The organism is Sphaerisporangium sp. NPDC005289 (assembly GCF_040607455.1).
In the GTDB taxonomy this organism is placed as follows: domain Bacteria; phylum Actinomycetota; class Actinomycetes; order Streptosporangiales; family Streptosporangiaceae; genus Sphaerisporangium; species Sphaerisporangium rhizosphaerae.
In genome coordinates, this window is sequence record NZ_JBEXGS010000002.1 from 180,686 (window position 1) to 207,311 (window position 26,626).

A 26,626-nucleotide genomic window follows, 5' to 3' on the forward strand; every position below is an offset into this window, starting at 1 on the left:
TCGAAACTGCGGGCGCGGCGTAACGTCACGCGTGGCCGGGCCGACACCGCCGGGACCGCCGTCCTCCTGGCGTTTCGCCGAGGTCACCGCCCTTGACGTTCGCCGACCGGGCGTTCTACGTTGAGGCATCGTGCCGTCGATGTTTCGGGCAGTTTCCGAAAGTTCTCCAACCACATCGGCCGTCGTCTCTCTGACCGCTCTGCTCGAAGGAGCCACCGGTGCCATTCGGTACACACCGATCCAGAGCGTTCCCTCGCCGAGCCGCCGGAGGAGATCGGTGTCCGCGACGACGACCGGCTGACCGGCGTCGCGGCGAACGGGTTCGAGGCCTTGGACGCGGGGAGGCCGCGGGGCCGGCCGCGATCCCACAGAGCGGGAGTCCGGCATGAAGGTCCTCTATATCGGGGGCACCGGCACGATCAGCTCGGCCTGCGTGGCCGAGTCGGTGCGCCGGGGCCAGGACGTGAGCGTCCTCAACCGGGGACGCACGGCCGGGCGCCGGCCCCTGCCGGAGGGCGTCACCTCCATCATCGCCGACGTCGGCGACGCCGGCTCCCTGCGCGGCGCCCTCGACGGTGAGACCTTCGACTGCGTGGTCGACTTCCTCGGCTTCGACGCCAGGGACGCCTCCGCGGCGGTCGAGCTGTTCCAGGACCGCACCGGCCAGTACATCCACATCAGCTCGGCCTCCATCTACCACAAGCCGGTGCGCCGTGTGCCGACCGTGGAGTCCACCGCCCGGCGCAACCCCTACCTGGCCTACGCGCGCGACAAGATCGCCGCGGAGGACGTCCTGCGCCGCGCCTACGACGAGCGCGACTTCCCGGTGACGATCGTGCGGCCGTCGCACACCTACGACGACGCCCAGCCGCCGCTGCCCGGCGGCTGGACCGCCTGGGACCGCGTCGCCCGCGGCGAGGAGATCGTCGTGCCCGGCGACGGGACCAATCCCTGGACCCTCACCCACGCGCGGGACTTCGCCGTCGGCCTGGCCGGCCTGGCGGGGAACTGGCAGGCCGTCGGCGAGGACTTCCACATCACCTCCGACGAGGCGCTGACCTGGAACGAGATCTACGACGTCATCGGCAGGACCGCCGGGACGCCGGTCCGCCCGCTGCACCTGCCCTCGGAGTTCCTGCCGGTCGTGGCCCCCGACTGGTTCTGGTCGGAGCTGATCGTCGGCGACCTGTCGCACAGCGCGGTGTTCGACAACACCAAGATCAAGCGGTTCGTTCCCGCGTTTCACCCGACGGTCACCTGGCCGGAGGGAGCGCGCCGGCTGGCCGGGTGGCGCGCCGCCCACCCCGGCGAGACCCGCCCGGACCCGGCCACCGACGCGATGCTGTCCCGGCTGGTGGAGGCGCACCGCCGCGCCATGGCGGCGGTCGCGCCGCCCGCGCCGTGACGCCCCGGACGGGCGGCGACCTGACCGCCGAGCCGTGGCTGCCGGTGTCCGGCGTCCACTGCGAGGGCGTGGTCTGGGACGACGCGGCGGGCCTGGTGCGGTTCGTCGACATCCCGCGCGGGCGGCTGTTCGAGGCCGACGTCGCGACCGGCGCCGTCTCCTTCGCCGACCTGCCCGCCCCGGTGACCGCCGTGCACCCCACCTCCCGCCCCGGGACGGTCCTGGTCGCCGACGGCGCGGGCATGGCTCTCGCGGCGCACGGCGAACTGGTCGAACGGCTCGCCTCGCCTCTCGCCGACCGGCCCGAGATCCGGATGAACGACGGCAACGTCGACCCGGCCGGGCGGTACTTCGCCGGCAGCATGGCCTACGACGCCGCGCCGGGCGCGGCGAGCCTGTACCGCCTGGACCCCGACCGGTCGCTGCGCACCGTCCTGACCGGGGTCACCATCGCCAACGGCCTCGACTGGTCGCCCGATGCCGCCCTGTGCTACTTCGTGGACAGCCCGACGCGCCGCGTCGACGTGTTCGACTACGACGTGACCACCGGAGAGCTGTCCGGCCGGCGCGTCTTCGCCGACACCTCGGCCCTGCCCGGCGTGCCGGACGGGCTGACCGTGGACGCCGAGGGCGGCGTGTGGGTGGCCTTCTACGGCGGCTCGCGGGTGTGCCGCTTCAGCCCCGGCGGCGCGCTGGACCGCACGGTCACCGTGCCGGTGCCGCAGGTCACCTCCTGCTGCTTCGCCGGACCCGGCCTCGACCTGCTGGTGATCTCCACCTCCACCGAAGGGCTCTCCCCCGATGAGCTGCGAGACCTGCCGGGCGCCGGCGCGATCTTCCGAGCCGAGCCCGGATGCCGCGGCCGCCTGCCGAACAGGTTCGTGATCTGACCTGACCGAGAACTCGCCGGCCGCGGTGGGATCGAAACTCGGGCCGGGCCGGCCGAAACTCCCGGGCGTGCGGCGTGGAGCGGCGGTCAGGGAGCCGGGCGGCGGACCGGCGGGGCCGTGCTCGCTCGCACGACCAGCTTGGTGGACAGCTCCACCCGGCCCTCGGGGACCCCGCTGCCGTCCTGGTGGGCGAGCAGCGTGCGGACGGCCAGGGCGCCCAGCTCGGCGATGGGCTGGCGCACCGTGGTCAGCGGCGGCGTGACCCACTGCGACATCGGCACGTCGTCGAAACCGACGACGCTGAGGTCGTCGGGGACGCGCAGGCCCCGCTGCTGGATCGCGGCGTAGACGCCGAGCGCCTGCTCGTCGTTCGCGGCGAAGACCGCCGTCGGCGGGCCGGGCCGGTCGAGCAGGGACAGGGTCAGCCGCAGTCCGGAGGCGTAGTGGAAGTCGCCGTGCTCGATGAGCCCTTCGTCGGCCGGGATGCCGGCCCGCTCCAGCGCCGCCCGGTAGCCGGCCAGGCGCGCCTGGCTGCACAGGAAGCGCATCGGCCCGGTGATCAGCCCGATGCGGCGATGGCCGAGGTCGATCAGGTGGCGGGTGGCGGCCAGCCCGCCGCCCCAGTTGCCCGCGCCGATGGAGGGCAGGTCGGACTCGCCGTCACCGACCGGGTCGACGAGGATCGCGGGCACGCCGAGCCTGACGATGCGCTTGTGGTCGGCCGCCGGCAGCTCCGACAGGGCGAGGATGATGCCGCGCGGCGCGCGGCCGGCGATGTCCTCCAGCCACTGCCGCCCTCGGCCGGGCCCGCCGTCCGGCACCGACACCACGATCGCCGCCCGCGCCGCCCGGGCGGCCTCCTCCGCGCCGCGGATCATCTCGGCCGCCCAGGGAGTGCCGGCGTCGTGGAAGAGCATCTCGATCAGGCCGGCGCGCCTGACCGCGGGCACCGCCCGCTTGGTGCGGGTGGTGGGGACGTAGCCGCGCGCGGTGAGCATGGCCTCGATCTGCGCCCTCGTCGACGGAGCCACGTCCGAACGGCCGTTGAGCACCTTCGAGACGGTCGCCCGTGACACCCCCGCCTCGGCGGCTATGTCGGCGACGGTGACCCGCCGTTCGATCGAGTGAGACACCAACGCTTGCTCCATCGCCGAAACCCGGCCTCGTTGTCGTGGTCACCATCGTACGGGGCTCCGAGCACCCGGACCCGGCGCTCGCCCGTTCGACGCGAGGCTCCCGCGACGGCGGCGGATCACCGCTCCAGTGCCGGGAGCCGCAGGACGAACCGGGCGCCGCGCGGGGAGTCCTCGATGCGCAGCGTCCCGTGGTGGGCCTCGGCGATCTCCCTGGAGATGGCCAGCCCCAGGCCGCTGCCCGCGGGGTCGCGGCGACGGCCCTCCTCAAGGCGGGCGAAGCGGCCGAAGACACGTTCGCGGTCCTTCGGCGCGATGCCGTCCCCGTCGTCGGTGACGACGAGCCGCGCCTCTCCCTCGGTCGCGCACACGCTCACGCCCGCCTCGGTGCGAGCATGCCGCTGAGCGTTGGTCACCAGGTTCTCCACCACGCGCATCAGCTGGACCCGCGAGCCCGCCACCCACACCGCGCCGCCGTCCCGGACGCGCACCGGGACGTTCCACACCCGGTCGTCGACGACCTCGTACACCATGGCGGTGAGGTCCACCGGTTCGTGCAGCGCGGGCTCGGCGGCGCGCAGGCGGGCCAGCACCAGCAGGTCCCCGACGATCGCCTCCAGCCGGTCGGTGGTCGCCAGGGCCGCCCGCATGGCCTCCTGGGGGTCGACGTCCTCGGGGTGGCTGAGCGCCTCCTCCAGCCGCACCCGCAGTCCGGTGATCGGGGAGCGCAGCTCGTGGGAGACGTCGGAGGCGAAGCGGCGCTGCTGCTTGACGGCGATCTCCAGCCGGGAGAGCGTCTGGTTGGCCGTCACGGCGAGCGTGGTGATCTCGTCGTGGCCGGGCGGCAGCGGGACGCGCCGGCTCAGGTCGGTGCCGGTGATCTCCGACATCCGCTCGCAGATGGTCTGCACCGGGCGCAGCGTGCGGCCGAGCATGACCCAGGTGATCCACCCGACGAGCCCGAGGATGGGCAGGCCGGCGACCGCGAGGCCGTAGTCGAGCTCGCTGGTGGCGAGGATGGCCGGTTCGGGCACGCCCGCGTAGACCACCGGGGAGTCGGCCGCCGGGGAGACGCGGATCGCCATCAGCATCGCGCATCCCTCGTCGCCCGTGCACTCGGTGAGGTTCTGGAACCGGTCGTCGGCCGGGGGGCGCAGCGTGCTGAGCGGCGGCTTGCCGGAGACGGCCCTGCTGGCGTGCAGGACGCGCCCGGCGGCGTCGACGACCTGGATGAGATCGACCGCGGCGGACGCCGGGATGACGCGAGGCACCGCGCCGTTGCGCACCGCCGCGCTCCACTGGCTGGCGACACGCTTGGTGGCCTCGAAGGTGTCGACCTCGACCTTGTAGCGGATCGCCGCGTCGATGCTCGCCCCGCCGATGGCGACGAAGACCGCCGACAGCGCCACGGCCATCAGGGTGCACCTCGCCCGGATCGACCGCGGGTGCGTCAGGCGGCGCCACATCATGTCCCGGTCCAGGCCATGGCGCCCGAGGAGCACGCTCACCAGGAGCGGCGCCGGTGGGCCGGCTCGGCCGGCGGACACAGTGGGGAGGCGGGCCGGGACTGCGGCGAGGAGGACATGTCGTGGACGCTCCGATCAGGACGTTCGCCGGCGACGGGGAAGGCAGGTAAGCCTCTGACCTGCATCAACGCTACGCCAAACTGGAGCGCTTCCAGGAAAAAACTTGCCCAAGCTTACGGTGGAGCCCGGCATGGCCCGCGCCCGGCAGGGCGTCCCCGATGGTGTCGCCGACGCGTTCCGGCCGCCCGGGGGCGACGCCCTCAGCGGCGGGCGGTGGCGCAGGGAACGCAGGACTTCGCCGCCGGGCGGACCTTCAGGCGTTCGGGGCTGATGGGGCGCCCGCAGCCCTGGCACACCCCGTAGTCGCCGTCGCGGAGCCGTGCCTGGGCCGCGTCCAGGTCGGCGAGGTGGCTTCGCGCCTGGTCGAGCAGCGCCTGGACGTGGGCGCGCTCGAACGCCGTGGACGACCCCTCGGGATCGTGCTCGTCGTCGGTGGCCACCAGGGCGGAGGACTCGACGATGCCCTCCCAGTCGCGCAGCAGCGAGGCGACGCGCGCGGTGGTCCGCTCACGCTCGGCGCCGAGGAGATCGCGGAGGGCCGCCCGCTCGGCGCAGGACAGGGCGGTGCCCTCGGGCCGCTGTGCCGCCATGTGGCCTCACCTCCGCCACCACCCTACGCGGCCGCCCCGGCCACACCTGGAGACCCGATGCCCATGCCGACCCGCCGGCCCGATGCCCGGTACCGCCCGAGAACCCGATGCCCACCGGCTTGAGGGCCCGCGCCCTGTATCGCCCGAGAGGCCCGGTCCCCCGTCCCGGGCGTGGTGCCTGTACCGCCGAGGACCCGGTGCCCGGCGTCGGCCAGGGGCGGGGCACCGGGTGCGGCCGTCACTTCAGGCGGATGACGCCCTTGGAGACGGTGATCCTCTTGCGCGGGAGGGGACGGTCGGCCGGGCCGCGCGCCACGGCGCCGGTCGAGATCGAGAACCTGCTTCCGTGGCACGGGCAGTTGATCGTCCCGCCGCTGACGCTCGCGACGGCGCATCCCTGGTGGGTGCACTTGGCGCTGAAGACGCGGAACACCCCCTTCGCGGGCTGGGTGACGACGTACTTCCCCTTGATGATCTTCCCGCCGCGAACCGGGATGTTCTTGGTCCTGGCGAGCACCGCGCCCGCGGTCTCGCCGGTCGCGTCCTCGCGTGCGGCCGTGCCCGCCGACGCCCTCGCCGGTCGCACGCCCATCAACGCCAGCACGGCGGCGAACCCGCCCGCCACGCTCCGCACGATCACCGAACGGCGCGTCGCGCCCGTCTCGTCAGCTCGCATGCCGACCTCCGCTCCTGGGGGGTAAGGGAGACTCCTCCCCCGGAACGTACAGGCGCGGGACGCGGTTCGGGCCCCGGCGCGCCGCACGGAACGCGGGTCGCGGTGAGCCGTGCGGGGCCAGGGGTCAGGGGGCCGGGAAGCGGGCCAGGTGGTCCTGGAGTTCACGGTGCCGGAACTGGTAGGCCACGCCTGCCACGCGGAGCAACCCCGCGTCCTCATAGCACCAGTGCAGGAACCGGCCGAGGCGCCAGGGCAACCGGCCACGCGTGCAGAGGATCAGCATCAGATAACGCGTCACCGCCCGGCGACCGGCCTGGACGAACCAGACCCAGACCAGAGGCGAGAGGAGCCAGAACAGCCCGTTAGTGAACTCGCCCATGAGCCAGTACCACTTGAGCACGAACAGCAATGCGGCCTGTAGCCCGAGAACGAGTGAGCATGCGAGGTCGTTGCGTATCGGATCACGGGGATCCACCACCCTTCCGGCGCCGGGGCTCAGGAACCAGAATCCGAGCCCGCCCACGATGACGAACGTGAGTCCCCCGGCGAGGCCGGGCGCCCACCCGCGGGTGAACCCGACCACGAGCCCGAGAACCGCTCCGGCCACGAGGCCGGAGATGGCCCCGCCCACGAGTTTGCGGTGTCCGAGAGGCGTTCTCATCCGCGGAAGTTCGATGCGCCAGGGTTCGGGCCACCGCACGCCCATCACTCGGGTGAGCCCCCAGGCGCCGATGAAGGCCAGCGTCAGCCGATGTGGCACGTGGAAGGCGAACAGCACCACCGCGAGGAACACGAAGGTGGAGACACCGGCGAGTGACTGCGCGAGGACGCGCGGGCGATCACCGGCCAGGGGCCACAGTTGGTACAGGACCAGGTCGGTGCCGCTGAGCACCCTTCCGGCGAACGGCCCCTTCTCGGCATTGCCGTTCAGGTAACGGGCCAGATGAGCCAGCCACCGGTGGATCTGGTCCGGAGAGTAATGACGGAGATTGCGGCCGGCCGCGTCGGCGGCGGTGGTCGCGGCGGGAATGTACGCGGCCAGCAGATGGCGGCCGATCTTGGCGGGGGTGTCGAGATCCGGCGCCGTGAGTTCAGCGGGGTCACGCAGGTAGGCGCCGGTGACCGGGTCGAGCCGCCTGTAGACGGTGACGGCCAGTGTGAGCCGCCAGGGGGTGTCCAATGCGCGGGCCAGGGCGCCGTCGGGGTGGAAGTCCAGCGCGTCGAGGACCGGCCCCCATCGCACCAGGTCCTCGACACCCACCCGGGTCTCCAGGAAGGTCTGCGCGGTGCCGGTGTCCACGGGCTCGATCCGGATGTGGGCGGCGTCCTGGGCCCGGACCCTCACGTGCGCGTCATCCAGGGCGGCATACTGGTCGGTGCGGCAGGTGAGCACCACCCCCATCTTGCCGAGGCCGTCCTGAGCGGAGTTCAGCGCACGCAGGGCGTCAGCGGCGCGGGAGGTGTGACCGGGCGCGCCGATGTCCATCTCGTCCAGCCCGTCGATCACCGGGAGTATGCGTCCCGCCTTCACCAGGGCGGCGGCGGTACGTCGCGGCATCCGGAAGACCGTGACCAGGTGGGCGGCCACCCACGCTGTCAGCGGGGTGGCGGTGTCCCACTGCGTCGCGGAAAGGCGGACCGGGACCCGGTCTCCTGGGGCAGGGGCGGCCAGCAGTCCCAGGAGCAGGCGCAGGGCCAGTACCGTCTTCCCCGCCCCGGCCGCACCTGTGATCACCAGCCGCCCGGGCCGCAGCCGCCGGTAGTACTCCACCACCTCGGTCAGGCACCCCGACGGCTGGACCCCGCCGGCCTGGTGGGCGCGGGTGGGCAACAGCACGAACCGCACGTCGATGGGTTTGTCGGCCTGGTCGTCGTCGCCCAGCAGTTTCCTCAGCTCACCGGTCTCCGCGCCTCGCACCTCGACGGCCAGCCGCCTGGCCCAATGGTCCAGGTCCATTTCACTGACGCGCTGCGCCCGCACCGCCAGCCAGAGCGACACCACGGTCAACGCCAACCCCGACAGCCCGATGACCGCGCCGATCGGGTCGACGTCCCCGAGCTTCATCCGCGGCGACCCCGAGGCCGCCGCGGCGCCGATCACCAGCAGACCGCACACAGCCGCCCACACCGGGCCGGGCCCACGCTCCCATCTCATGAACGACCATCGTCGACGGGAACGAAGGCCCGTTCCCCTGACCTCCGGCGAATGTGACCAGAGTGCGATGAACACGTGACACCGCCGCTCGCCGGCCGTCCGGACGGGCCCGAGAGACCCTATGCTGCCCAGACGCGCCGGCATAGGGGGCGGCCGTTCCGCGCGTCACACCGCGGCGCCCGCCGGCTCGGCGGTCACCGCCTCCTGGCCGTGATCAGGCGCTGCATGAGGATGAAGACGAACAGCAGGAGCCCGATGAAGATGCGCGTCCACCAGGAGCTCAGCGTGCCGTCGAAGCTGATGAGCGTCTGGATCAGCCCGAGCACCAGCACTCCCAGCACGGTGCCGAGCAGATAGCCGGTGCCGCCGGTCAGCAGCGTGCCGCCGATCACCACGGCGGCGATGGCGTCGAGTTCCATGCCCACCGCGTGCAGACCGTAGCCGGACAGCATGTAGAACGACAGGAGCAGGCCGCCAAGGGCCGAGCACAAGCCGCTGATCGTGTAGACCGCGATCTTCGTCCGGGCCACCGGGAGGCCCATGAGCAGCGCCGACTGCTCGCTGCCGCCGGTGGCGTAGACGTTCCTGCCGAGCCGTGTGTAGTGGAGCGCGTAGGTCGCGACGACCACCACGACGGCCGCGATCACCACGCTGGGCGAGATCCACATGTCGCCGCCGAGGTTGATCTGCGTCTGCGCGATGGCGGTGAACGTGGGCTCGTCGATGGGGATCGACGCGGTGCCGATCGTGTAGCACAGGCCGCGGGCCAGGAACATCCCGGCGAGCGTCACGATGAACGGCTGGATCTCGAAATAGTGGATGATCGCGCCCATGCCGAGGCCCAGGACCGAGCCGATGAGCAGGACGAGCACCATCACCGTCCACGGCGACCAGCCCTGCTTCAGCAACGTCGCGGCGACCATGGTGGACAGCGCCACCACCGAGCCGACCGACAGGTCGATGCCGCCCGTGAGGATCACGAACGTCATGCCGACCGCGACGACCAGCAGGAAGGCGTTGTCGATGAAGACGTTGAGGATGACCTGCCCGCTCGCCAGCCCGTCGTACCTGATGCCGCCCAAGATGAACATGGCGATGAACAGCCCGGCCGTGACGAGGACGGGGACGTACTTGCGCGGCACCGGGGATGGGCCCAGGAGTGTCGCGATGGTCATGCCGTGACCCTCACCTTCTCTTCTGCCACCGGAGACGCGCCGGCGGGCCGCCTGCGGCGGTGGAAGACCTTCGCGCGGAAGGCCGGGGACTGGACCAGGCAGACGATGGTGACCACGAGCGCCTTGAACAGCAGCGTCGTCTCCGGCGGCACGCCGATCGAGTAGATGGTCGTGGTCAGCGTCTGGATGATGAGCGCGCCGATCACCGTGCCGCCGAGCGAGAACCGGCCGCCGGACAGGGATGTGCCGCCCATCACCACGGCCAGGATCGCGTCCAGCTCGATCCACAGGCCGGCGTAGTTGCCGTCGGCGCTGGAGACGTTCGAGCTGATCATCAGCCCGGCGATGCCCGCGCACAGCCCGCAGAAGGTGTAGACGGTGAGGATCACGCCGCGTGCCCGGATGCCGGCCAGCCGGCTCGCCTGGGCGTTACCGCCGACCGACTCGATGAGCATGCCAAGGGCGAGCCTGCGGGTGAGGAAAGCGGTCAGCGCCAGCACCGCGAGCACGATGAGGATCCCGAAGGGCACCGTGAGCCAGTAGCCGCCGCCGATCAGCTTGTACGGGGAGCTGTTGATGGTGATGATCTGGCCGCCGGTGATGAGCTGGGCCAGGCCGCGGCCGGCGACCATGAGGATCAGCGTCGCGATGATGGGCTGGATGCCCACGCCCGCGACGAGCAGGCCGTTCCACACTCCGAGCACCAGTGACAGAGCCAGGGCGATGCCCACGGCCCCCATCACGCCGCCCACCGAGTTCTGGTCGCGAAGGTCGCTGATCTGCAGGCAGGCGAGGGCCCCGGAGATCGCGACGACCGAACCCACCGACAGGTCGATGCCGCTGGTCGCGATCACCAGCGTCATGCCGAGCGCCACCAGGATCAGGGGCGCGCCGAACCGGACGATGTCGATCAGGCTGCCGTAGAGGTGCCCGTCCTTGATCTCGACGTTGAAGAAGTGGTCGGTGAAGACCAGGTTCAGCAGCAGCAGTGCCACCAGGATCATGACGGGCCAGAACAGGCGGTGTCTGAGGAACGATCTGAGGTATTCGGTCATGACGCGCCTCCGCTCGCGATCGTCTCCGTCAGGACGTCGGTGGTCAACCGTTCGTCGTTGTCGACCTCGGCGACGAGCCTGCGGTCGCGCAGCACGGCCACCTTGTGGCTGAGGCGCAGGACCTCCTCCAGCTCGGCGGAGATGAACAGCACGGCCATCCCCCCGTCGGACAGCTCGGCCACCAGGCGCTGGATCTCGGCCTTGGCGCCGACGTCGATGCCGCGGGTGGGCTCGTCGAGGATGAGCAGGCGAGGCTCCAGGATCAGCCAGCGGGCCAGCAGCACCTTCTGCTGGTTGCCGCCGCTGAGGTTCCTGACCGGCAGCTCAGGGGCGGCGGGGCGGATGTTCAGGGCGGTGATGTACTTGGCCACCAGCTCGTCCTGCCTGCGCCGGGGGATCGGCCGGGTCCAGCCGCGGGCGGCCTGCAACGCCAGGACGATGTTCTCCCGCACGGTGAGGTCGGGCACCACGCCCTCCTCGCGCCGGTTCTCCGAGCAGAACGCGAACTTGCGGTTGATCGCCGCCCAGGGGGTGCGCAGGTTGACCGGCTCCCCGTCGATCCGCAGCGATCCGGTGCTCGCGTGGTCGGCGCCGAACAGCAGCCGGGCGATCTCGGTGCGCCCGGAGCCGAGCAGCCCGGCCAGGCCCACCACCTCGCCCTGGTGGATGGTCAGCGAGAACGGCTCGATGGCCCCGGTGCGGCCCAGGCCGTCCGCCTCCACCAGCCGCGCGCCCTCGCGGGCCGGCGGCCTGCCCTCCAGCCGCTCCAGGTCGGCGAGCTCGCGGCCGATCATCTTGCCGACCAGGTCAACCTGGCTCAGCTCGCTGGTGAGGTGCTCCCCCACGAGCCGGCCGTTGCGCAGGATCGTCATCCGGTCGGCGATCTCGTAGATCTGGTCCAGGAAGTGCGAGACGAACAGGATCGCGATGCCCTGCTCCTTCAGCCGCCGCATCACCCGGAACAGCTGGGCGACCTCGCTCGCGTCGAGGCTGGAGGTGGGCTCGTCGAGGATGAGGACCCGCGCGTCGATGTCCACGGCCCGGGCGATGGCCACCATCTGCTGGACGGCCAGCGAGTACGCCGAGAGCGGGGCCGCGACATCGATGTCGAGGTCCAGGCGCTTCAGCAGCTCGGCGGCCCGGCGCCGCATCTCCTTCCACCGGATGCGGCCGAGGCGGCGGGGCTCACGGCCGATGAAGATGTTCTCGGCGACCGAGAGGTTCGGGCAGAGGTTGACCTCCTGGTACACGGTGCTGATGCCGGCCTGCTGCGCGGCGAGCGGGGTGGAGAAGGCCACCTGGCGGCCCTCCAGCTCGATCTCGCCGGCGTCGATCTCGTACACGCCGGTGAGCACCTTGATCAGGGTGGACTTGCCGGCGCCGTTCTCTCCCATGAGGGCGTGGACCTCGCCGGGCAACAGCCGGAAGTCCACCCCGTCCAGCGCCTTCACGCCGGGGAATTCTTTCCCGATCCCCCTCATGCGCAGGATCGGCGCGGGTGCGTCCATCAGGCGCCCCTCTCCTCCTCAGCCGGCGGGCCGCCCCGGTTGGACGGGGCGGCCCGGCGCGGTATCAGTACTTGCGCTCGGGGAGCGCCTGCTTCGCCTGGTCCTGGGTGAAGGTCGTCTCCTCGGTCACGACCCGGGCGGGGACCTCCTCGCCGGCCAGGACCTTCTTGGTCAGGTCCATGAGTTGCGGGCCGAGCAGCGGGCTGCACTCGACGATGTAGTTGATCTTTCCGTCGGCCAGCGCCTGCATGCCGTCGTGGACGGCGTCCACCGAGATGATCTTGATGTCCTTGCCCGGCACCTTGCCCGCGCCCTCGATGGCCTCGATCGCGCCGAGGGCCATGTCGTCGTTGTGCGCGTACAGCACGTCGATCTTGGGGTTGGCCTTGAGGAAGGCCTCCATGACCTCCTTGCCCTTGGCCCGGGTGAAGTCACCGGTCTGCGAGGCGATCACCTTGAACTTGGGATCGGTGACGACCTGCTCGAAGCCGGCCTTGCGGTCGTTGGCCGGGGCGGAGCCCGTCGTGCCCTCGAGCTGCACGATGTTGACCGGGTCCTTGCTGTCCTTGTACTGGTCGACCAGCCACTGCCCGGCCTTCTTGCCCTCCTCGACGAAGTCGGAGCCGAGGAAGGTCTTGTACAGGCTCTTGTCGGGGGAGTCCACGGCCCGGTCGGTCAGGATGACCGGGATCTTGGCGTTCTTGGCTTCCTTGAGGATGGTGTCCCAGCCGGACTCCACCACCGGCGAGAAGGCGATGACCGACACCTTCTGCTGGATGTAGGAGCGGATCGCCTTGATCTGGTTCTCCTGCTTCTGCTGGGCGTCGGAGAACTTCAGCTCGATGCCCGCCTCCTTGGCGGACTCCTGGATCGACTTGGTGTTGGCCGTGCGCCAGCCGCTCTCCGCGCCGACCTGGGCGAAGCCCATGACGATCTTTTTGTCGCCCGAGCCGCTCGTGCCGGCACTGTCCGTGCCGCCCGAACCGCTGCCGCACCCTGCCATGACCAGCGTCGTGACACCGGCCAGCACCAGTGCCGAGATCTTCTTATACACGGGGGGTTTCCTTTCTGGATGTTAACGCTAACACGGCGAAACCGCGTCAACCATGCGTGTAACTCCCATGGACGGCCGGCATACGATCGCCGCATCCCTCCTGGCCACGGGTGACGGAACAGATCACGTCGCGCTCACCCGCGCACGGATCCTCCGCCGCGGCGGGCCGGAGAAGCACGTCGATGCCGTGCCTGCCCACGGCCCCGAGTTTCTGCATGATGGTCGTGAAAGGAGAGCTCGCGGGCCCGTGAACCCGGCCCGCGACGCCGCCCGGTGCGAAACGCCGGCCGCCTTCGCCATGTCCACCATGACGGACGGGCGGCACCCGGCGCTTGGTCCCACCGGCTACTCCTCTCAATCGGCCTGGCACGACTGTGAGCGTTAACAGCACTTGTCGTCAAGGTAACGCCGGTCACGGTCTGATCACACCGAAACGGCCCGTCGGCGCGGGTCGTATTCGGCGGCCGGTCGCCCGATCGGGGAAGTGCCGACATGCACGGATCGGCGGGTGAGCGGGACGGACGAAATCCACCAAAAAGGACGAAACGGGGAGGACCGGCAAGGAAAAGGCCCGGTCACCGGCATTGCCGGCGCCAAGGCTTCCGCGTTCCGCCCGCTCGGCGCCGACCTCGTCCCCCGGCGTCCCCGGCGTCCCCGGCGCGACCGGCGTCCCCCGCGCGCCCGGCCTACTCGGCGGTCGCGCCGGGAGCCGGGGACCGGCCCTCCTCGACGAGCGCGGCGAGCTTCGCCAGCGCCATCCGCGTCCCCATCTCGTTGTCGGCAGGGGGCACGCCGTCGGGGATCCCGTCGTGCGTGATGACGACCTCGGTGCCGCCGCCGGCGTCGGCGAGCGTCGTCGTCATCGTCATGGTGCCGCGCAGCGAGGGATCGCCGGTCTCGAACTCGAAGACCTCCACCGTGCGCTCGTCCGGAACGAGCCGCGCGAAATGGCCGTGGTAGGTATCGGTGTGCGAGGCCGATTTGCCGGTCGGCCCGGGCGCGTCATAGGTGAGCGAGATCCGGAATCCCCCGCCTTCCCTGGCGTCGAACTCGTGGACGTGGCTCCTCATGCCCTCCGGAACCCGCCATTTCGCGATCGCGTCCTCATTCACCAGCGCCTGGTAGACGGCCGACCGGGGCGCGTTCACGTGCTGAGAGACCTGCGTCGAGTACATGGGCCGACCTTACTCGGCCTCCGAATTCCCCCCGATCCGGCCGATCGTCCCATATAGCACCATCGATGATGTTTCGAGGACGAGTCACGCGCCCGATGCCGACACGAACCCAACAGCGCCCGCACGCCGTCCGACATCGACAAATCGGACAGCCGATTCTCCATGTACTTCCGATAGGGAACTGTGAATTACGGCTTACCCCTATCCGAAATTCGCGTGATTCTACACATGATGGGCGACGTGCGGAAGATTTACATTTCGGTCATAGGATCTTAATATTAGGGCCCATGGGAGCGCTCCCACGCGCCGATATGGCGATGCGGCCACGGTTGTCGGACGACGTGCGTTTCGTCGAGAGTCCGGACGGGGTCTACGTGCACAGCGACTACGGAGCATGCGTGCTGCGGGGCCGCCAGGCGTACGCGTGGCTCAGCAGGCTCGCCCCGGCGCTCACCGGGGAGCACACCCTGGCCGAGCTGACCGAGCGACTGCCGGGCGACAAGCGCGACATGGTGGAGAACCTGGTGCGCCGGCTGGCGGAGCAGCGGTTCGTCGTGGACGCGCGCCGCTCGCGGCCGCACGGCCTGACCGAGGACGAGCGCCGCGTGTACGCCGAGGAGATCGCCTTCATCGGCTACGTGCTCGACTCCCCGGAATGGCGGTTCGAGCGGCTTCGCGGCTCCCGGCTGGTGCTGGCCGGTGACGGGCCGCTGCTGACGGCGTTGCTGGCCGCGTGCGTCGGCACCGGCTGGCGCCGGATCAGCGTGGCCGGCCCCGGCCCCGCCGCGATCGGCCGGACGGTGGAGGAGGCCCGCCGCGATCCCGCGCAGGAGGTGCGGATCGTCCCGGGCGCGTCCCTGCCCGACGTCATCGCCAACGACGCCGACGTTTTGCTCCAGGTGAGCACGGACATCGGCGCGCTCGTGCGGACGGCCCGCGCCTGCGAGGCGGCCGGCATCCCCGCGGGCCAGGCCCTGGTGCGCCCCGCGGAGGTGTGGCTCAGCCAGGTGGGCAGGCCGTCGGTGACGGCCGTCGAGTCCGGCTGGCACCGGCTGGCCGCGCTGCCGGCCGCGACCCCGGCCGCATCCGGCGAGAACCTGCTGGTCGGCCCGCTGCCCGAGGTCGTCGCCGCCATGCCGGCCCTGGCCTGTTTCTCCCACCTGACCGGCCTGGACGCCGTCGGCGCCGCCCCCGAGCCCGCGCTCACCCGGGTCGACCTGCGCAACCTGGACACCTTTCCGCACCGGTTCGTCCCCCATCCTCGTGTCGTCACCCGGCGGGCCCGTGGCCCCGAGGCGGCGCGGGCGCTGGCCGAGTCCCTGGCGTCGGCCACGGCGGTCGGCGCGGGCGAGCTGCCGGACCGGGCGGCGGTGGCGATCGACTCCCGGCTCGGCCTCATCGGCGCGCTGGACGAGGAAGGACTGGCGCAGACCCCGCTCCCGGTCTGTCAGGCGACGGTCTCCGACCCGCTGGGCGCGCTGCCCGGGTGGGCGCCGCCCCCGCAGGTCGTCGGATGGGGCGAGGACCGCCGGACGGCGCGGCTGCGCTGCCTGCTCGCCGCGCTGGCCACCTACGGCGTCCTCGCCGCCGCGGACTCCGACGGACCGCACACCGCAGACCGGGACGCCATGGGCCAGGACGGCGGGAACGAGGACGTCCCAGGTCAGGACGGCGGGAACGAGGACGTCCCACGCCGGGACGCCGAGCGTGAGGACGTCGCAGGCCGGGACGCCAGGGGCGGGGACGTTGGAGGCCAGGGCGTCGTGTGGGGGGTGGAGCTGCCGGAGGGCCGGCCGCGCGCGGTCCCCGTGGCGGCCTTGCGGCTCACCGGGACCGGCATGCTCCGAGCTCCCGAGGGCACCGGAGCCGGCCTCACCTGGCCGGAGGCGCTCGCCGCCGGACTCCGCGCCCACGTCGAGTCCTTGCTGGTCGCCCGCCTGACAGGAGGCACCGCGGGCACACCTGGCGCGCCCTCCGACCTGACGACCGACTTCGTCGCCGGCCCGGCGGCCGACCCGCCGGCCGGTCTGCTGTCCGATCCGGTGGCGGGGGCCCTGGCGCGCCGGCTCCGGCTGGCCGGGGTGCCGCTGGACGTCCGCGACTGCACGTCGATCCTCGGGGTGCCCGCGCACGCTTTCACCGTCCCGGGCGGGGCGGTGCTGGTGTCGGCGGCGGCCACGGCGCAGGCCGCCCTGCGGGACGGCCTGGAGCGGCTGCTGCTGGCCTGGCAGTCCCGTGCCGAACGGCAGAGCGCGTACTCCGCCGCGCGCCCCCTGTGGGCGCCGTCCGGCGACCCGGAGGAGGCCGTGCGGGTGATGACGCGGGCCCTGCGCGCGGCCGGCAGGGTGCCGGTCGCGGTGCCGCTGGACGGCGACCCCGAGGCGTCCCGGCTGCTCCCCTTCGTCACCCAGGTCGTGCTCCTTGACGACTGACACCGCTCCGGCGACCGCGCCCGCCGAGCCTCCTGGTCCGGTGACGGTGCTGGGAACGGGCAGGCTGTTCGCGGCGATCCGCTCCCGCCTCATGGCCGCCGGTCCCGCCGGTCCCGCCGGTCCGCGCGGCCGGTCCGATCTCGCGGCCCTCGCCGCCGATCTCCCAGACACCGCCGATCTCTCCGGGCCCACCGGCCTTCCCCGTCCGGCCGACCTTCTCCGTCCAGCCGGTCTCTCCCGTCCGGCCGATCTCTCCGGCGCCGCCGATCTCGCCGGTCGTGCCGCCGGCCGTGGGGTGGGGGCGATCGTCATCGCGACCGACGCCGATGACGTCCGGTCCTATCCCGCGGTGGCGCGGCGGGCGGCCGAGCAGGATGTGCCGTGGCTGCCGGTCCGGGTCGACGCGGGCTGGGTGCTGATCGGCCCGGCGGTGCGCCCGGCCGCCCCCGGCTGCCCGACCTGCGTCGCGCGGCGGCGCGCCGGCAACCGGCCCGACGCGGTGGGACGCGACGCGCTGCGCGAGCGGCACGGCGCGGAGCTGGACACCCGGCCCTGCGCCCTGCTCACCCCGCTCCTCGCCAGGACGGTGGCGGCGCTGGTGGCCGACGAGGCCGACCGGCTGCGCCGCGACCCCGCGTCCGCGCGGACCGCCGGCGCGCTGCTCAGAATCCACGTGCCGACGGGCCTGGTGCGCCGCCACGGGTTCCTGCCCGACCCGCTGTGCCCGGACTGCGGCGCCAGGCCGGACGACGGCCCGCACGCCGGCCGCTACATCCCCGAGCCGGCGCCCAAGCCGCACCCGGCGTCCTTCCGCGTCGGCGGCATCAGCGGCAGGGCGGCCGAGCTGGAACGGCGGTTCGTCGACCCGGAGACCGGGATCGTTCAGGCCCTGGTCGCCGAGGAGCGCGGGGGCGGCCCCATGGCGGTCGCCCGGCTCAGCCCGGCGCGGACCGCGCACGAGAGCCACCACGGGTACGGCCGCAGCGACGACTTCCCCTCCGCGCGGGCCACGGCGATCGCCGAGGCCCTGGAGCGGATCGCGGGCATCCATCCGCGCGGCAGGCGGACCGCCGTGCGCGCCGCGTACGCAGACCTCGCCGGCCGCGCCCTGGACCCGCGGACGCTGGGCCTCTACCCCGACCGCTGGTACGACCAGCCCGACTTCTGGTTCACCCGCTTTCATCCCGAGCGGCCCACCGCATGGGTGTGGGCGTACTCCTTCCGCCGCGACGAACCGGTGCTGGTGCCGGAGAGCTACGCCTACTTCGGGCCTCGTCCGGCCGGCGACCTGGGGTTCGCCTACGAATGCTCCAACGGGTGCGCCCTCGGCGGCAACCCGGCGGAGGCGATCTTGTACGGGCTGCTGGAGGTGGCCGAGCGGGACGCGTTCCTCACCACCTGGTACGCCCGGATGCCCATCCCGCGTGTCGACCTGGCGTCGGCGGCCGACCGGCGCATCCCCATGCTGGCCCAGCGGGTGCGGGACCGGCTCGGGTACGACGTCCACGCCTTCGTCGCCATGCTGGAGCAACGGGTGCCGGTGTTCTGGGTGATGGCCGTCGAGGCGACGGGCCGGCCGGACCGGCCGCGGGCGCTGTGCGGCACCGCCGCCCACCTGTCGCCGGAGCGGGCGCTGCGCCGGGCGCTGGACGACCTCGGCCCGATGCTGGAGGGGCACATCGAGCGGTACGACCCGCGGGAGGCGGCCCGGCTGGCGGCCGACTCCGGCGAGGTGCGGCTGCTGGAGCACCATCCCCTGCTGTACGGCCACCCCGAGGCGTTCGGGCGCCTGGGCTTCCTCCCGCTCGACGGGCCCGCGCTCACGGTGGCGGACGTCACGGCCCGGCTGGGCTGGCCCGAGCACGACGACCTCACGGCGGACCTGGCCGAGCTGGCCGGGCGCTACCTGGCGAGCGGGCTCGACGTCATCGCCGTCGACATCACCTCTCCCGAGGCGCGGGCGGGCGGCTTCTCCGGCGCGAAGGTCATCGTGCCGGGAGCGATGCCGATGACGTTCGGGCACCGGCACCGGCGCACCCACGGCCTGCCCCGGCTGCTGTCCTTGCCCCGGAGGCTCGGCTACCGGGACGACGAACTGCGGCCCGACGAGCTGAACCCCTACCCTCACCCCTTCCCCTGACCACGGCCAGGCCTCGACCACCGCACCAGCACCAGGAATGCGCGCATCGAAAGTCCGCACACCAGGAGTTCGCAGGACCGGCGAAGGAAGAGAGGCAGACCGGATGCACGGCACCACGGCGACGGGCGCCCCCGGCGACGCCACCCGCCTCTACCTGGCCGCGATGCGGAACCGGGGGCCGCTGTCCATCGACCGCGCCAACGCCCCCACCCGCCACAAGCGGTACCCGGACGCCGAGCGCACCGTCCTGCCCTGGACGACCCGGAACGACGCGCCCCCGAACCCGGCCGGTGAAGGGGCCACCGGAGACGACGCGGCCCTCGACCCGCCCGGCCAGACGAACATCCGGAGCGACACGGCCCTAGACCCGCCCGGCCGGACCGACCCCCGGAACGGCCCCGCGCTCGACCTGGTCGGCGAGCTGCTGCGGGAGCTGCTCGGCGTGGCCAGACTCGTGTGGTCGCACGAGTTGGACGACCTCGGCGATCCGCTCGGCGGGCCGCCCATGCTCCTCGTCGGCCGTCCCGCGCCCTCGGGGGGCGGGCTGTACCCCATCGAGGCGTACGTCGCGGCCGGGGAGGCGCGCGTGGCCGGCCTGCCCGCCGCCCTGTACCACTACGACCCGGTGCACCACGCTCTGGAACGGGTGCGGCAGGGCGACCACATCCCGGCCCTGAGCGGCCTGCTCGCGGATCCGGCGACGCCGGACGTCACGCTCGTGCTGTCGGCGGTGTTCTGGCGGTCGATGTTCAAGTACGGCGACTTCGGCTACCGCCTGATCTGCCAGGAGACGGGCGTCCTGCTCGCCCAGGCGATGGCCGTCGCCGGGCGGCTGGGCATGACCGCCCGCGCCCGCCTGCGTTTCCCCGACGCGGACCTCGACCGTCTGCTCGGCCTCGACGGCGCGCGCGAGGCCGCGCTGGCCGTACTCGCGCTCACCCTGCCGCCCACCGCCGCATCAGCGGCCTCATCGCTCTCGGGCTCGGACGACGCCGCGCCGCTCTCGCCCCCGCGTCCGTCTCAGCGGCAGGTCTCGCCGCTCTCGGGGGTGGTGGCGAAGGAGAGCACGCCGCTCCCCCTGCCGATGCCCGACGGTCCCGCCGCCGGCCTGCACCGCGCCGGTACGGCCGCCCACCGCCCCGCCCCCTCCCCCGGGGCCGCCGCCCCGGCATCCTTGGCCACACCGTCCTCAGGCCCCGCACCGTCCTCAGGTCCCGCACCGTCCTCAGCTCCCGTACCGTCGCCCGATGCCGCCCCGTCCTGCGGGGCGAGCCGGTTGCGGCCGCGTCCGCCGGCAAGGACCGGGACCGTCATCCCCCTCCCCGAGCCGGCGCCCGGAGTGCGCCTGGCGGCCGGGGTGCCGCGCCGGGCGTCCCCGACGGCCGGGTACCGGCCGGTCGCCCTCCCGGGAGGCGCGCTCGGCGCGATCCTGGCGGCCGCGGCCGGCGGCTACCCCGCCGACCTGCCCGATGCCGGGGAGGGGCCCGCGGCGACCGCCCTGTGCCTGCTGGCCCTGCGGGTGGACGGAGTGCCCCCCGGCGGGTACTGGTACGACCCGGAGCGGCGGGAGCTGGTCGAGGTCGCCGGCGCGGAGCGGGTGGCCGCCGTGGCCGGCGCACGCCTGCTGCCCAACACCCGCGTCGCGCTGCGCGGGGCCGCCGCCGCGCTCGTCCCCGTGGGCGACCCGCTGGCGGGCATCGACCTGTTCGGCGACCGCTGGTACCGCCTGCAGCAGATCGAGGCGGGCCTGGTCGTCCATCGCGCGGCCCTGGCCGCCGCCGCGCTCGGCCTGGCCGCGCGCATCCATTCCGACGGCGCCAACGACACCACCGACGAGGTGCTCGGGATCGCCGCCACTCCGCTGCGGAGCCTGTCGTTCCTGGCGACGGGCACGCCCCTGACCGGCGGGCCGCTCCTGGCCCGCCAGATCCCGCCCGGCGCACGCGAGGAGGTGAGGCCCATCCCCCGATGACGGCCGTGACCCCGTGGTCCGCGGCCGGTACGTGATCGAAACCGCAAATGATCTTTCGCAGAAGGAGAACGACATGTCCAACAACAACCTGAACCTCGACCTGCGCGGTCTCGAGGTCGACTCCATCGACGTGCTGTCCGCCGACTCCATCGTCGTGGAGGGCCACGGCACCATCGAGACCGGCGCCTCCTCCTACACCGGTTACTGCTCGTCCTACCTGTCGGCCACCAGCTGCTGGGCCCCCGAGGCGTAGAGCGGCAGGGCACGACCGAATATCAGGACCGGTGAGCCCACGGGCACGCCGGTGAGATGAGCAGGGCCGAGGGCGCCCACTCCACGGGCGCCCTCGGCCCCCCGGCGAACCACACGAGGAGCGCGTTTCCGTTGACCCACGTAGCGCAGTCCGCCCCCGCAGGCGGGGGCGGCGACCCGGCATGGCTCGCCTGTCGAGATTATGCCGTGTCGCCGGTCTTCGCGGTCCGCGTCGCGGGCCTGTCCCTGGCGGGGCTGGACCGGATGCGCTGCACCCGCACCTGGGAGCTCGTGGACGAGCTCGCGGAGATCTCGGCGTGGCTGAGGCGGGAGGGCGCCGAGCTGTCCGCCCCGCTGCACGAAGTGATCGGCGGCACGGCGGGCGGGCCGCTCAAGTCCGGCCTGGTCGCGCTGCGGCGCGCGGTGTACTCCGGGCGCCGCCCGTCCGGCCGGGCCGTCTCGGCCGAGGTGCTGGCCGCCCTGCCCGAGGAGCTCGCCGCGCGCGTCAGGGAGTGGACCGCCCGCAGGGACCGCGCGGACGCGCTGCGGGACGCGCTGCCCGCCGTGCTGGCGGAGGAGTCCCGGGAGAAGGTCGCGCTGCTGCGCGAGGCGGTCGCCGACGACGGCTTCCGGCGCGGGCTCTCCCAGGGCAGCCCGGTGCTGGCCGCCCGCCTCGACGCCTGGCTCGCCGGGCCGGCGGACCGCCCGCCGGACCGGCAGGAACTGCTGCGGCTGGCGAGGTACCTGGCGAGGGCGACCGTCAAGACCAGCCCGTACGCCACGTTCACCCTCAGCGGGCTCGGCCGCTGGACGGCGGGCGGCTCCGCCGTGGAGACCTGCGGCGAGCCGCTGTGGCACGAGGTCGCCGAGCTGGACCGGGCCGTCCTGCGCCCGTTGTGGGCCGCGCTCGCCCGGCATCCTTCCGTGCGGCGGCGCGCGCGGCTGCGGATCAACCCGTCGGCGGCGGACGGCGGCGGACGGGTCTGGTTCCTCGGCCCCGGACCCACCGAACCGCTGTCCAGCGTGCCGGCGAGCCCCGGCGTGCGTCAGGCGCTCGGCTGGGTGGGCGGGCACCCCTTCCCCACGATCGCCGACGCCCCCGGGATCGAGCCGCTGGTCGACGCGGGCCTGCTTGAGCTGGTGCCACCGTACGACGAGCAGTCGGCCGACCCTGTGGGACGGCTGGCGTCCTGGCTCGCCGAGGACGGCGCCTCACCCCACGCGGCGCCCGTCGGCCGGGCCGCCGAGGCCCTGCGGCGGCTGCCCGGGCACCCCGCCGCCTCACGGCACACCGGCCGCCTCACGACACCACCGCCGGCCGCCGGCCCGGAAGGCCGTCAGGAAGGCGGTCCGGCCACCGGTCCGGAAGGCGGCCCAGAAGGTGATCCGGAAGGTGATCCGGCCGCCGTGGTGCGGGAGGTCCTGGAGGAGGTGCTGCCGGCCGGGACGGGCGGGCCGTCTCTGCCGGCCAAGAACCTGCTCTGGCACAGCGCCGTCATCCCCGGCGTCGCGGGACGGCTGGACGCCGCGGCCTGGAGCGGGGTGTGCGACGACCTCGACGCCGTGCGCGGGCTGATCGGCCTGTTCGATCCCGACCTGCCCGTCAAGATCGCCGCCACCGCCTTCTTCCTCGGCCGGCACGGCGCCGGCGGCCGGATCCGGGCCCTCGACCTCTACCGCGAGGTGCACGCGGCGACTCCCGGGACCGGCGGCGCGCTGCTGCGCGAGATGCTGCGCAACCCGGTGGCGGTCCCGCGCGCGACGCCGGGCGAGCAGGCCCCGCCGGGCCTGCGCGAGCTGTCGGAGCTGCGGCGGCGGTTCTGGGACCTGGCCGGGGCCGGCCCCTCGGCGCGGGAGGCCGTGGTCGACGTCACCGCCGGCCGCCTGTCCGGCTTCGCCGCCTCCTGGCCACGCTTCGTCCGGCCGCCCGGCTCGATCTGCTGCTACCTGCAGGCCGTGCCGGACGGGCCGGACGGCGTGCGCGCCGTCGTCAACTCGGTGTCCGCCGGATACGGCCGGGGGCTGTCGCGCCTGCACCGGCTGGTCACGCTGGCCGGCGGGGACGCCCCGCCCGCCGCGGAGCTGCGGGCCGCTCAGCGCGAGGTGCTGGTCGCCGAGTGCCGAGGGCTGGTGGGCGGCGGGCTCAACGTGCGCCCGGCCACGGCCGACCTGTCCCTCGACCACCCCTTCACGGCCGGGGACGCCGGGCTGCCGCTCCTCGCGCCCGCCGACCTGACGGCCGTCTACGACCCCGTGCGGGACCGGCTCGCGCTGCTCGACGGCGAGGGCCGCGCCGTACGGCCGGTCCACCTCGGGATGACCGCCCAGCACTGGCTGCCGCCGTGGTTGCAGTTCCTCGTGCGGGCGTTCGGCGAGCCTTCCGTCGCGATGGTGCCCGGGTGGGTGTTCCGCACCCGGGGCGAGACGCCGGCCGAGGGCGAGGTGGAACGCTGGCCCCGGATGGACGTCGGGCGCGTGACGCTCGGCCGGACGGCCTGGCGGCTGCGGGCGGGCGAGTTCCCCGTGCCGGCCAAGGGCGAGGGCGAGGCGGCCTACCTGCCGCGGCTGGCCGCGTGGCTGGAGTCGCACGGCGTGCCCCGCCGGTTCTTCGCCCGGGTGGTCGGCCTCGGGGACGGTCTGCTGGTGGGGCTGCTGAGCAAGGACCGCAAGCCGATGTACGTCGATGTGACCGACATGCTGCTGCTGACCGGGTTCCTGCGTTCGCTGCGCGACCCGGAGGCGCTGATGGTGCTGGAAGAGGCCCTGCCCGACCCGGCCGACGCCCCGCTGTACGGGACCGGGCGACGCGTCACCGAGTACGTCGTCCAGCTCTCCGAAGGCCCCGGCCGATGACCGGAACGCGGACGGGCCCGGAGGCGGGGACTGGCCGGGAGGCGGGGACTGGCCCGGAGGCGCCGGTGAACCGGGAGGCGCGGGCGGGCGGGCGGACGCGGATGAGCGGAGAAGCGCCGGTGGACGAGGAGGCCCGCGTGGACCGGGAGGCGCCGGTGGACGGGGAAGGGGAGGCCCCCGGGGGCTGGGTGAGTGCGCATCTGTTCCATTTCGGCGACATAGACGCGCTGCTCACCGGGGTGGTCGCGCCGGTGGTGCGGGAGCCGGCCGCCGACGGCACGGCCTACCGGTACTTCTTCCTCCGCTACTGGGAGGGCGGCCAGCACGTGCGGCTGCGGCTGTGGGTCCCCGACCCCTCGCGGGCCGCGCACGTCCGCGACCTGGTACGCGAGCGCGCGACGGCCTACTTCGCCGCGTCGCCCTCTCCCCCGGTCGACGCGGACGCCTACCGCGCCTTCGCGGCGACCGTGGCCAGGGGCGAGCGGCGCGAGCGGTACGACGAGCGGCTGCGCCGCCCCGACTCGGTGGAGTTCATCGCCTACCGGCCCGAGCACGACGCCTACGGCGACGACGCCTGCGTGGCCGCCGCGGAGCGGCACTTCGCGGTGTCCAGCGCGCTCGCCCTCCACGTGCTGGAGGCGGGCGCGACGATGGAACGGCGTGCCGCGATCGGGCTGGCCGCGCTCACCATCGTGCTCGCGGCCTGCGAGCCCGACCTGCCCGCCGCCGCGGGCAGGTTCGCCGCCGCCGCCGAGGAGGCGAACCGGCGCCCCCGGGTCCCGGGCGGCGAGGACGACTGGCTGCGCCGCGAGGACGCCGTGCTGGCCCAGACCCGCGCGCTGTGGGCGTTGCCGGAGCCGGGCGAGGGCCTGCTCGGCGCGTGGGCGTCCTCGGTGCGCGCCCTGCGCGACGATCTCGGCGCGCTGCGCGCCGCGGGCAGGTGCGCCCCCGCGGACCCTGGGTCCCCGCACGCCTTCCTGGCCATGGCGGTGCCGCCCGAGCGGCGCACGGTGCCGCTGATCCTGCTGCGGTGCGCCCACCTGTTCCACAACCGGCTCGGTCTGCGCGCCGGCACGGAGCACCACGTGTCCTTCCTGGCCGCCCGCGCCCTCACCGCCCTGGCCGGCCGTTCCGACTCCCGGAGGTGGTCCCCCTGACCGGCTCGCCCGTGAACGAGGCCCCGGCCTGGCACTGCGCGCACGTCTACTACCACGCCCCCGACAAGGACGGCCTGCTGCTGGACGCCGTGCGGCCGCTGCTCGACGGGCTGCGCGGCCGAGTGGAGGCGGCGTACGTGCTGCGCCACTGGAGGCAGGGCCCGCACCTGCGGATCAACGTCAAGGCCGCGCCGCGGGTGTGGCGGGAGGTGGTGCGCCCGCGCATCGACGAGGTCGTCGGCGCCTACCTGCGCGAGCATCCGTCCACGACCGTGCTGGACCCGGACCAGAGCCTGACCCGGCACCGCCTGATGGCCGTGCGGGAGCAGGAGCACGGGCCGCTCACGCCGTGGCCGCCGGACAACTCCATCCGCGACGCGCCGTACGACTCGCGGCGGCACGTGCTCGGCAGTGAGGAGGCGGTGGAGCTGCTCACGGCGTTCTACGCCGACAGCACCCCGCTGTTGTTCGCCATGCTCGACCATGTGCGCGCGGGCGAGGACGGCAAGCTCGGCCTGGCTCTGAGCCTGATGCTGACCGTCGCGCACACCTCCCACCCCATCGCCCGCAGCTACCTGTCGTACCGCATGCACGCCGAAGGGTTCATCACCTGGGCGGCCGACCCCGACGCCACGCGCGCCGGCTTCGAGCGCGACTTCGCCCAGCGGCGGGAGGCGCTGACGGGCCGGGTGCGGGACGTGGTCGCCGCGCTGGACGACCCGGCCGCGCCGCCCGTTCCGTTCGTGCGGGAGTGGGCCGCGCTGCTCGAGCGCTACCGTGCCCGCGCCGGCGCGCTGATGGACCAGGGACGGCTGCCCCAGCCGATGACAAGGCCGGGCGAGGCGCTGGAGGCCCGGCTGGGCGACCTGCCGGTGCCGCGGCGGGAGCCGGGCGAGCTGCAGCGCCTGATCTTCGACAGCGCGGCCTACCACGAGGCGGTCTTCACCGATCCCGGCTTCCTGCGCTACCGGGTGCTGCTGAACTACACCTACCTGCACCTCACCCGCATGGGCCTGACCCCGCTGGACAGGTTCCGGATGTGCCACCTGCTGGCCGACGCCGTGGAGGAGGTCTACGGCGTCTCCGCCCTGGACTCCCTGCGCAGGTTCGCCGCCGCCCGCGAGCCGCGCCCCCAGGTGTGACCGCCCGGACCGCCGGCCCTCGCGGCGGTTGAGAACCGCACGAGCGACCGGCCCTGGTGACGGTGGCCGCCGCATGCACCGCCGGGCCCTCGCGGCGGCACGGACGCGTCTCGCGCACCCCAGGGCCGGTACCCCACCCCACCCCTATTCGGGTTGTGGGGGCGAGGCGCCGGGCGGAATCATGCGTGGGAGTGACTGCCTGGCCGATGACACCGTCATCGCCGGAACGCGAGCGCGCTCTCTGTCAGCGACGAGCGGGTGAACAGGCCGCTTCGG

At 73.4% G+C, this 26,626-nt stretch carries 19 protein-coding genes; 9 read left to right on the forward strand and 10 right to left on the reverse strand.

The window, feature by feature from the left end; genetic code table 11:
- Positions 1–385 precede the first annotated feature (385 nt).
- Both ABZT47_RS03660 and ABZT47_RS03665 read left to right on the forward strand, forming a co-directional pair.
- Positions 386–1,405: an NAD-dependent epimerase/dehydratase family protein gene (locus ABZT47_RS03660; protein ID WP_354835783.1), complete on the forward strand. Its 1,020-nt coding sequence runs from the start codon at positions 386–388 to the stop codon at positions 1,403–1,405.
- Entirely contained in the window at positions 1,402–2,295 is an 894-nt protein-coding gene (locus ABZT47_RS03665) for an SMP-30/gluconolactonase/LRE family protein (protein WP_354835785.1), read from the forward strand. Before ABZT47_RS03660 ends, ABZT47_RS03665 begins: the two co-directional genes overlap by 4 nt.
- 86 nt (positions 2,296–2,381) lie before the next feature.
- Here ABZT47_RS03665 and ABZT47_RS03670 read toward each other — a convergent pair whose 3' ends face one another.
- The 10 genes from ABZT47_RS03670 to ABZT47_RS03715 all read right to left on the reverse strand — a co-directional run bounded on the left by ABZT47_RS03670 (position 2,382) and on the right by ABZT47_RS03715 (position 14,402).
- A complete protein-coding gene (locus ABZT47_RS03670; protein ID WP_354835787.1) occupies positions 2,382–3,428 on the reverse strand; it encodes a LacI family DNA-binding transcriptional regulator in 1,047 nt (348 codons plus the stop codon).
- 119 nt (positions 3,429–3,547) lie between these two features.
- Complete coding sequence (locus tag ABZT47_RS03675; protein ID WP_354835789.1) at positions 3,548–4,843, reverse strand: ATP-binding protein; 1,296 nt, start codon at positions 4,841–4,843, stop codon at positions 3,548–3,550.
- A 371-nt stretch (positions 4,844–5,214) separates the two neighbouring features.
- Positions 5,215–5,604, reverse strand: coding sequence for a TraR/DksA C4-type zinc finger protein (locus ABZT47_RS03680; RefSeq protein WP_354835791.1), 390 nt, complete (start codon positions 5,602–5,604; stop codon positions 5,215–5,217).
- A gap of 238 nt (positions 5,605–5,842) precedes the next feature.
- Positions 5,843–6,280 carry a Rieske (2Fe-2S) protein gene (locus tag ABZT47_RS03685; protein WP_354835793.1) on the reverse strand — a complete coding sequence of 146 codons (438 nt, stop codon included), beginning with the start codon at positions 6,278–6,280 and terminating at the stop codon, positions 5,843–5,845.
- A 124-nt stretch (positions 6,281–6,404) separates the two neighbouring features.
- The gene (locus tag ABZT47_RS03690) at positions 6,405–8,435 is read right to left on the reverse strand and encodes an NACHT domain-containing protein (RefSeq protein WP_354835795.1); all 2,031 of its coding nucleotides are present in this window, start codon (positions 8,433–8,435) and stop codon (positions 6,405–6,407) included.
- 194 nt (positions 8,436–8,629) lie between these two features.
- A complete protein-coding gene (gene yjfF / locus ABZT47_RS03695; RefSeq protein ID WP_354835797.1) occupies positions 8,630–9,610 on the reverse strand; it encodes a galactofuranose ABC transporter, permease protein YjfF in 981 nt (326 codons plus the stop codon).
- Positions 9,607–10,665, reverse strand: a complete 1,059-nt coding sequence (locus tag ABZT47_RS03700) for an ABC transporter permease (RefSeq protein ID WP_354835799.1) — start codon at positions 10,663–10,665, stop codon at positions 9,607–9,609. The genes yjfF and ABZT47_RS03700 overlap by 4 nt, the downstream gene beginning before the upstream one ends.
- Complete coding sequence (locus ABZT47_RS03705) at positions 10,662–12,173, reverse strand: sugar ABC transporter ATP-binding protein (RefSeq protein ID WP_354835801.1); 1,512 nt, start codon at positions 12,171–12,173, stop codon at positions 10,662–10,664. Before ABZT47_RS03705 ends, ABZT47_RS03700 begins: the two co-directional genes overlap by 4 nt.
- Before the next feature lie 64 nt (positions 12,174–12,237).
- Positions 12,238–13,227, reverse strand: coding sequence for an ABC transporter substrate-binding protein (locus tag ABZT47_RS03710; protein ID WP_354835803.1), 990 nt, complete (start codon positions 13,225–13,227; stop codon positions 12,238–12,240).
- 686 nt (positions 13,228–13,913) lie between these two features.
- Positions 13,914–14,402, reverse strand: a complete 489-nt coding sequence (locus ABZT47_RS03715) for an SRPBCC family protein (protein ID WP_354835805.1) — start codon at positions 14,400–14,402, stop codon at positions 13,914–13,916.
- Positions 14,403–14,689: 287 nt separating this feature from the next.
- Here ABZT47_RS03715 and ABZT47_RS03720 point away from each other — a divergent pair, with 287 nt between their 5' ends.
- The 7 genes from ABZT47_RS03720 to ABZT47_RS03750 all read left to right on the forward strand — a co-directional run bounded on the left by ABZT47_RS03720 (position 14,690) and on the right by ABZT47_RS03750 (position 26,350).
- The gene (locus ABZT47_RS03720; RefSeq protein ID WP_354835807.1) at positions 14,690–16,834 is read left to right on the forward strand and encodes a YcaO-like family protein; all 2,145 of its coding nucleotides are present in this window, start codon (positions 14,690–14,692) and stop codon (positions 16,832–16,834) included.
- Positions 16,824–18,974 (forward strand): TOMM precursor leader peptide-binding protein, encoded by a 2,151-nt coding sequence (locus ABZT47_RS03725; RefSeq protein ID WP_354835809.1) that lies wholly within the window; start codon positions 16,824–16,826, stop codon positions 18,972–18,974. The genes ABZT47_RS03720 and ABZT47_RS03725 overlap by 11 nt, the downstream gene beginning before the upstream one ends.
- A 103-nt stretch (positions 18,975–19,077) precedes the next feature.
- Positions 19,078–20,946, forward strand: a complete 1,869-nt coding sequence (locus ABZT47_RS03730; RefSeq protein ID WP_354835811.1) for a SagB family peptide dehydrogenase — start codon at positions 19,078–19,080, stop codon at positions 20,944–20,946.
- Positions 20,947–21,019: 73 nt separating this feature from the next.
- The gene (locus tag ABZT47_RS03735) at positions 21,020–21,199 is read left to right on the forward strand and encodes a hypothetical protein (RefSeq protein WP_354835813.1); all 180 of its coding nucleotides are present in this window, start codon (positions 21,020–21,022) and stop codon (positions 21,197–21,199) included.
- 131 nt (positions 21,200–21,330) lie between these two features.
- Complete coding sequence (locus ABZT47_RS03740) at positions 21,331–24,051, forward strand: lantibiotic dehydratase (RefSeq protein ID WP_354835815.1); 2,721 nt, start codon at positions 21,331–21,333, stop codon at positions 24,049–24,051.
- A gap of 101 nt (positions 24,052–24,152) precedes the next feature.
- Positions 24,153–25,208, forward strand: coding sequence for a lantibiotic dehydratase C-terminal domain-containing protein (locus tag ABZT47_RS03745; RefSeq protein ID WP_354835817.1), 1,056 nt, complete (start codon positions 24,153–24,155; stop codon positions 25,206–25,208).
- An 11-nt stretch (positions 25,209–25,219) separates the two neighbouring features.
- Positions 25,220–26,350, forward strand: a complete 1,131-nt coding sequence (locus tag ABZT47_RS03750; RefSeq protein ID WP_354835819.1) for a thiopeptide maturation pyridine synthase — start codon at positions 25,220–25,222, stop codon at positions 26,348–26,350.
- The last annotated feature ends 276 nt before the right edge of the window (positions 26,351–26,626 follow it).

What these genes read in the sequence shown, in the direction of transcription:
- ABZT47_RS03660 (WP_354835783.1), top strand. Translation starts at nt 386, where the DNA reads ATGAAGGTCCTCTATATCGGGGGCACCGGCACGATCAGCTCGGCCTGC.
- ABZT47_RS03675 (WP_354835789.1), bottom strand. Translation starts at nt 4,843, where the DNA reads ATGGCCGTGGCGCTGTCGGCGGTCTTCGTCGCCATCGGCGGGGCGAGC.
- ABZT47_RS03680 (WP_354835791.1), bottom strand. Translation starts at nt 5,604, where the DNA reads ATGGCGGCACAGCGGCCCGAGGGCACCGCCCTGTCCTGCGCCGAGCGG.
- ABZT47_RS03685 (WP_354835793.1), bottom strand. Translation starts at nt 6,280, where the DNA reads ATGCGAGCTGACGAGACGGGCGCGACGCGCCGTTCGGTGATCGTGCGG.
- ABZT47_RS03690 (WP_354835795.1), bottom strand. Translation starts at nt 8,435, where the DNA reads ATGAGATGGGAGCGTGGGCCCGGCCCGGTGTGGGCGGCTGTGTGCGGT.
- yjfF (WP_354835797.1), bottom strand. Translation starts at nt 9,610, where the DNA reads ATGACCATCGCGACACTCCTGGGCCCATCCCCGGTGCCGCGCAAGTAC.
- ABZT47_RS03700 (WP_354835799.1), bottom strand. Translation starts at nt 10,665, where the DNA reads ATGACCGAATACCTCAGATCGTTCCTCAGACACCGCCTGTTCTGGCCC.
- ABZT47_RS03705 (WP_354835801.1), bottom strand. Translation starts at nt 12,173, where the DNA reads ATGGACGCACCCGCGCCGATCCTGCGCATGAGGGGGATCGGGAAAGAA.
- ABZT47_RS03715 (WP_354835805.1), bottom strand. Translation starts at nt 14,402, where the DNA reads ATGTACTCGACGCAGGTCTCTCAGCACGTGAACGCGCCCCGGTCGGCC.
- ABZT47_RS03720 (WP_354835807.1), top strand. Translation starts at nt 14,690, where the DNA reads ATGGGAGCGCTCCCACGCGCCGATATGGCGATGCGGCCACGGTTGTCG.
- ABZT47_RS03730 (WP_354835811.1), top strand. Translation starts at nt 19,078, where the DNA reads ATGCACGGCACCACGGCGACGGGCGCCCCCGGCGACGCCACCCGCCTC.
- ABZT47_RS03735 (WP_354835813.1), top strand. Translation starts at nt 21,020, where the DNA reads ATGTCCAACAACAACCTGAACCTCGACCTGCGCGGTCTCGAGGTCGAC.
- ABZT47_RS03745 (WP_354835817.1), top strand. Translation starts at nt 24,153, where the DNA reads ATGAGCGGAGAAGCGCCGGTGGACGAGGAGGCCCGCGTGGACCGGGAG.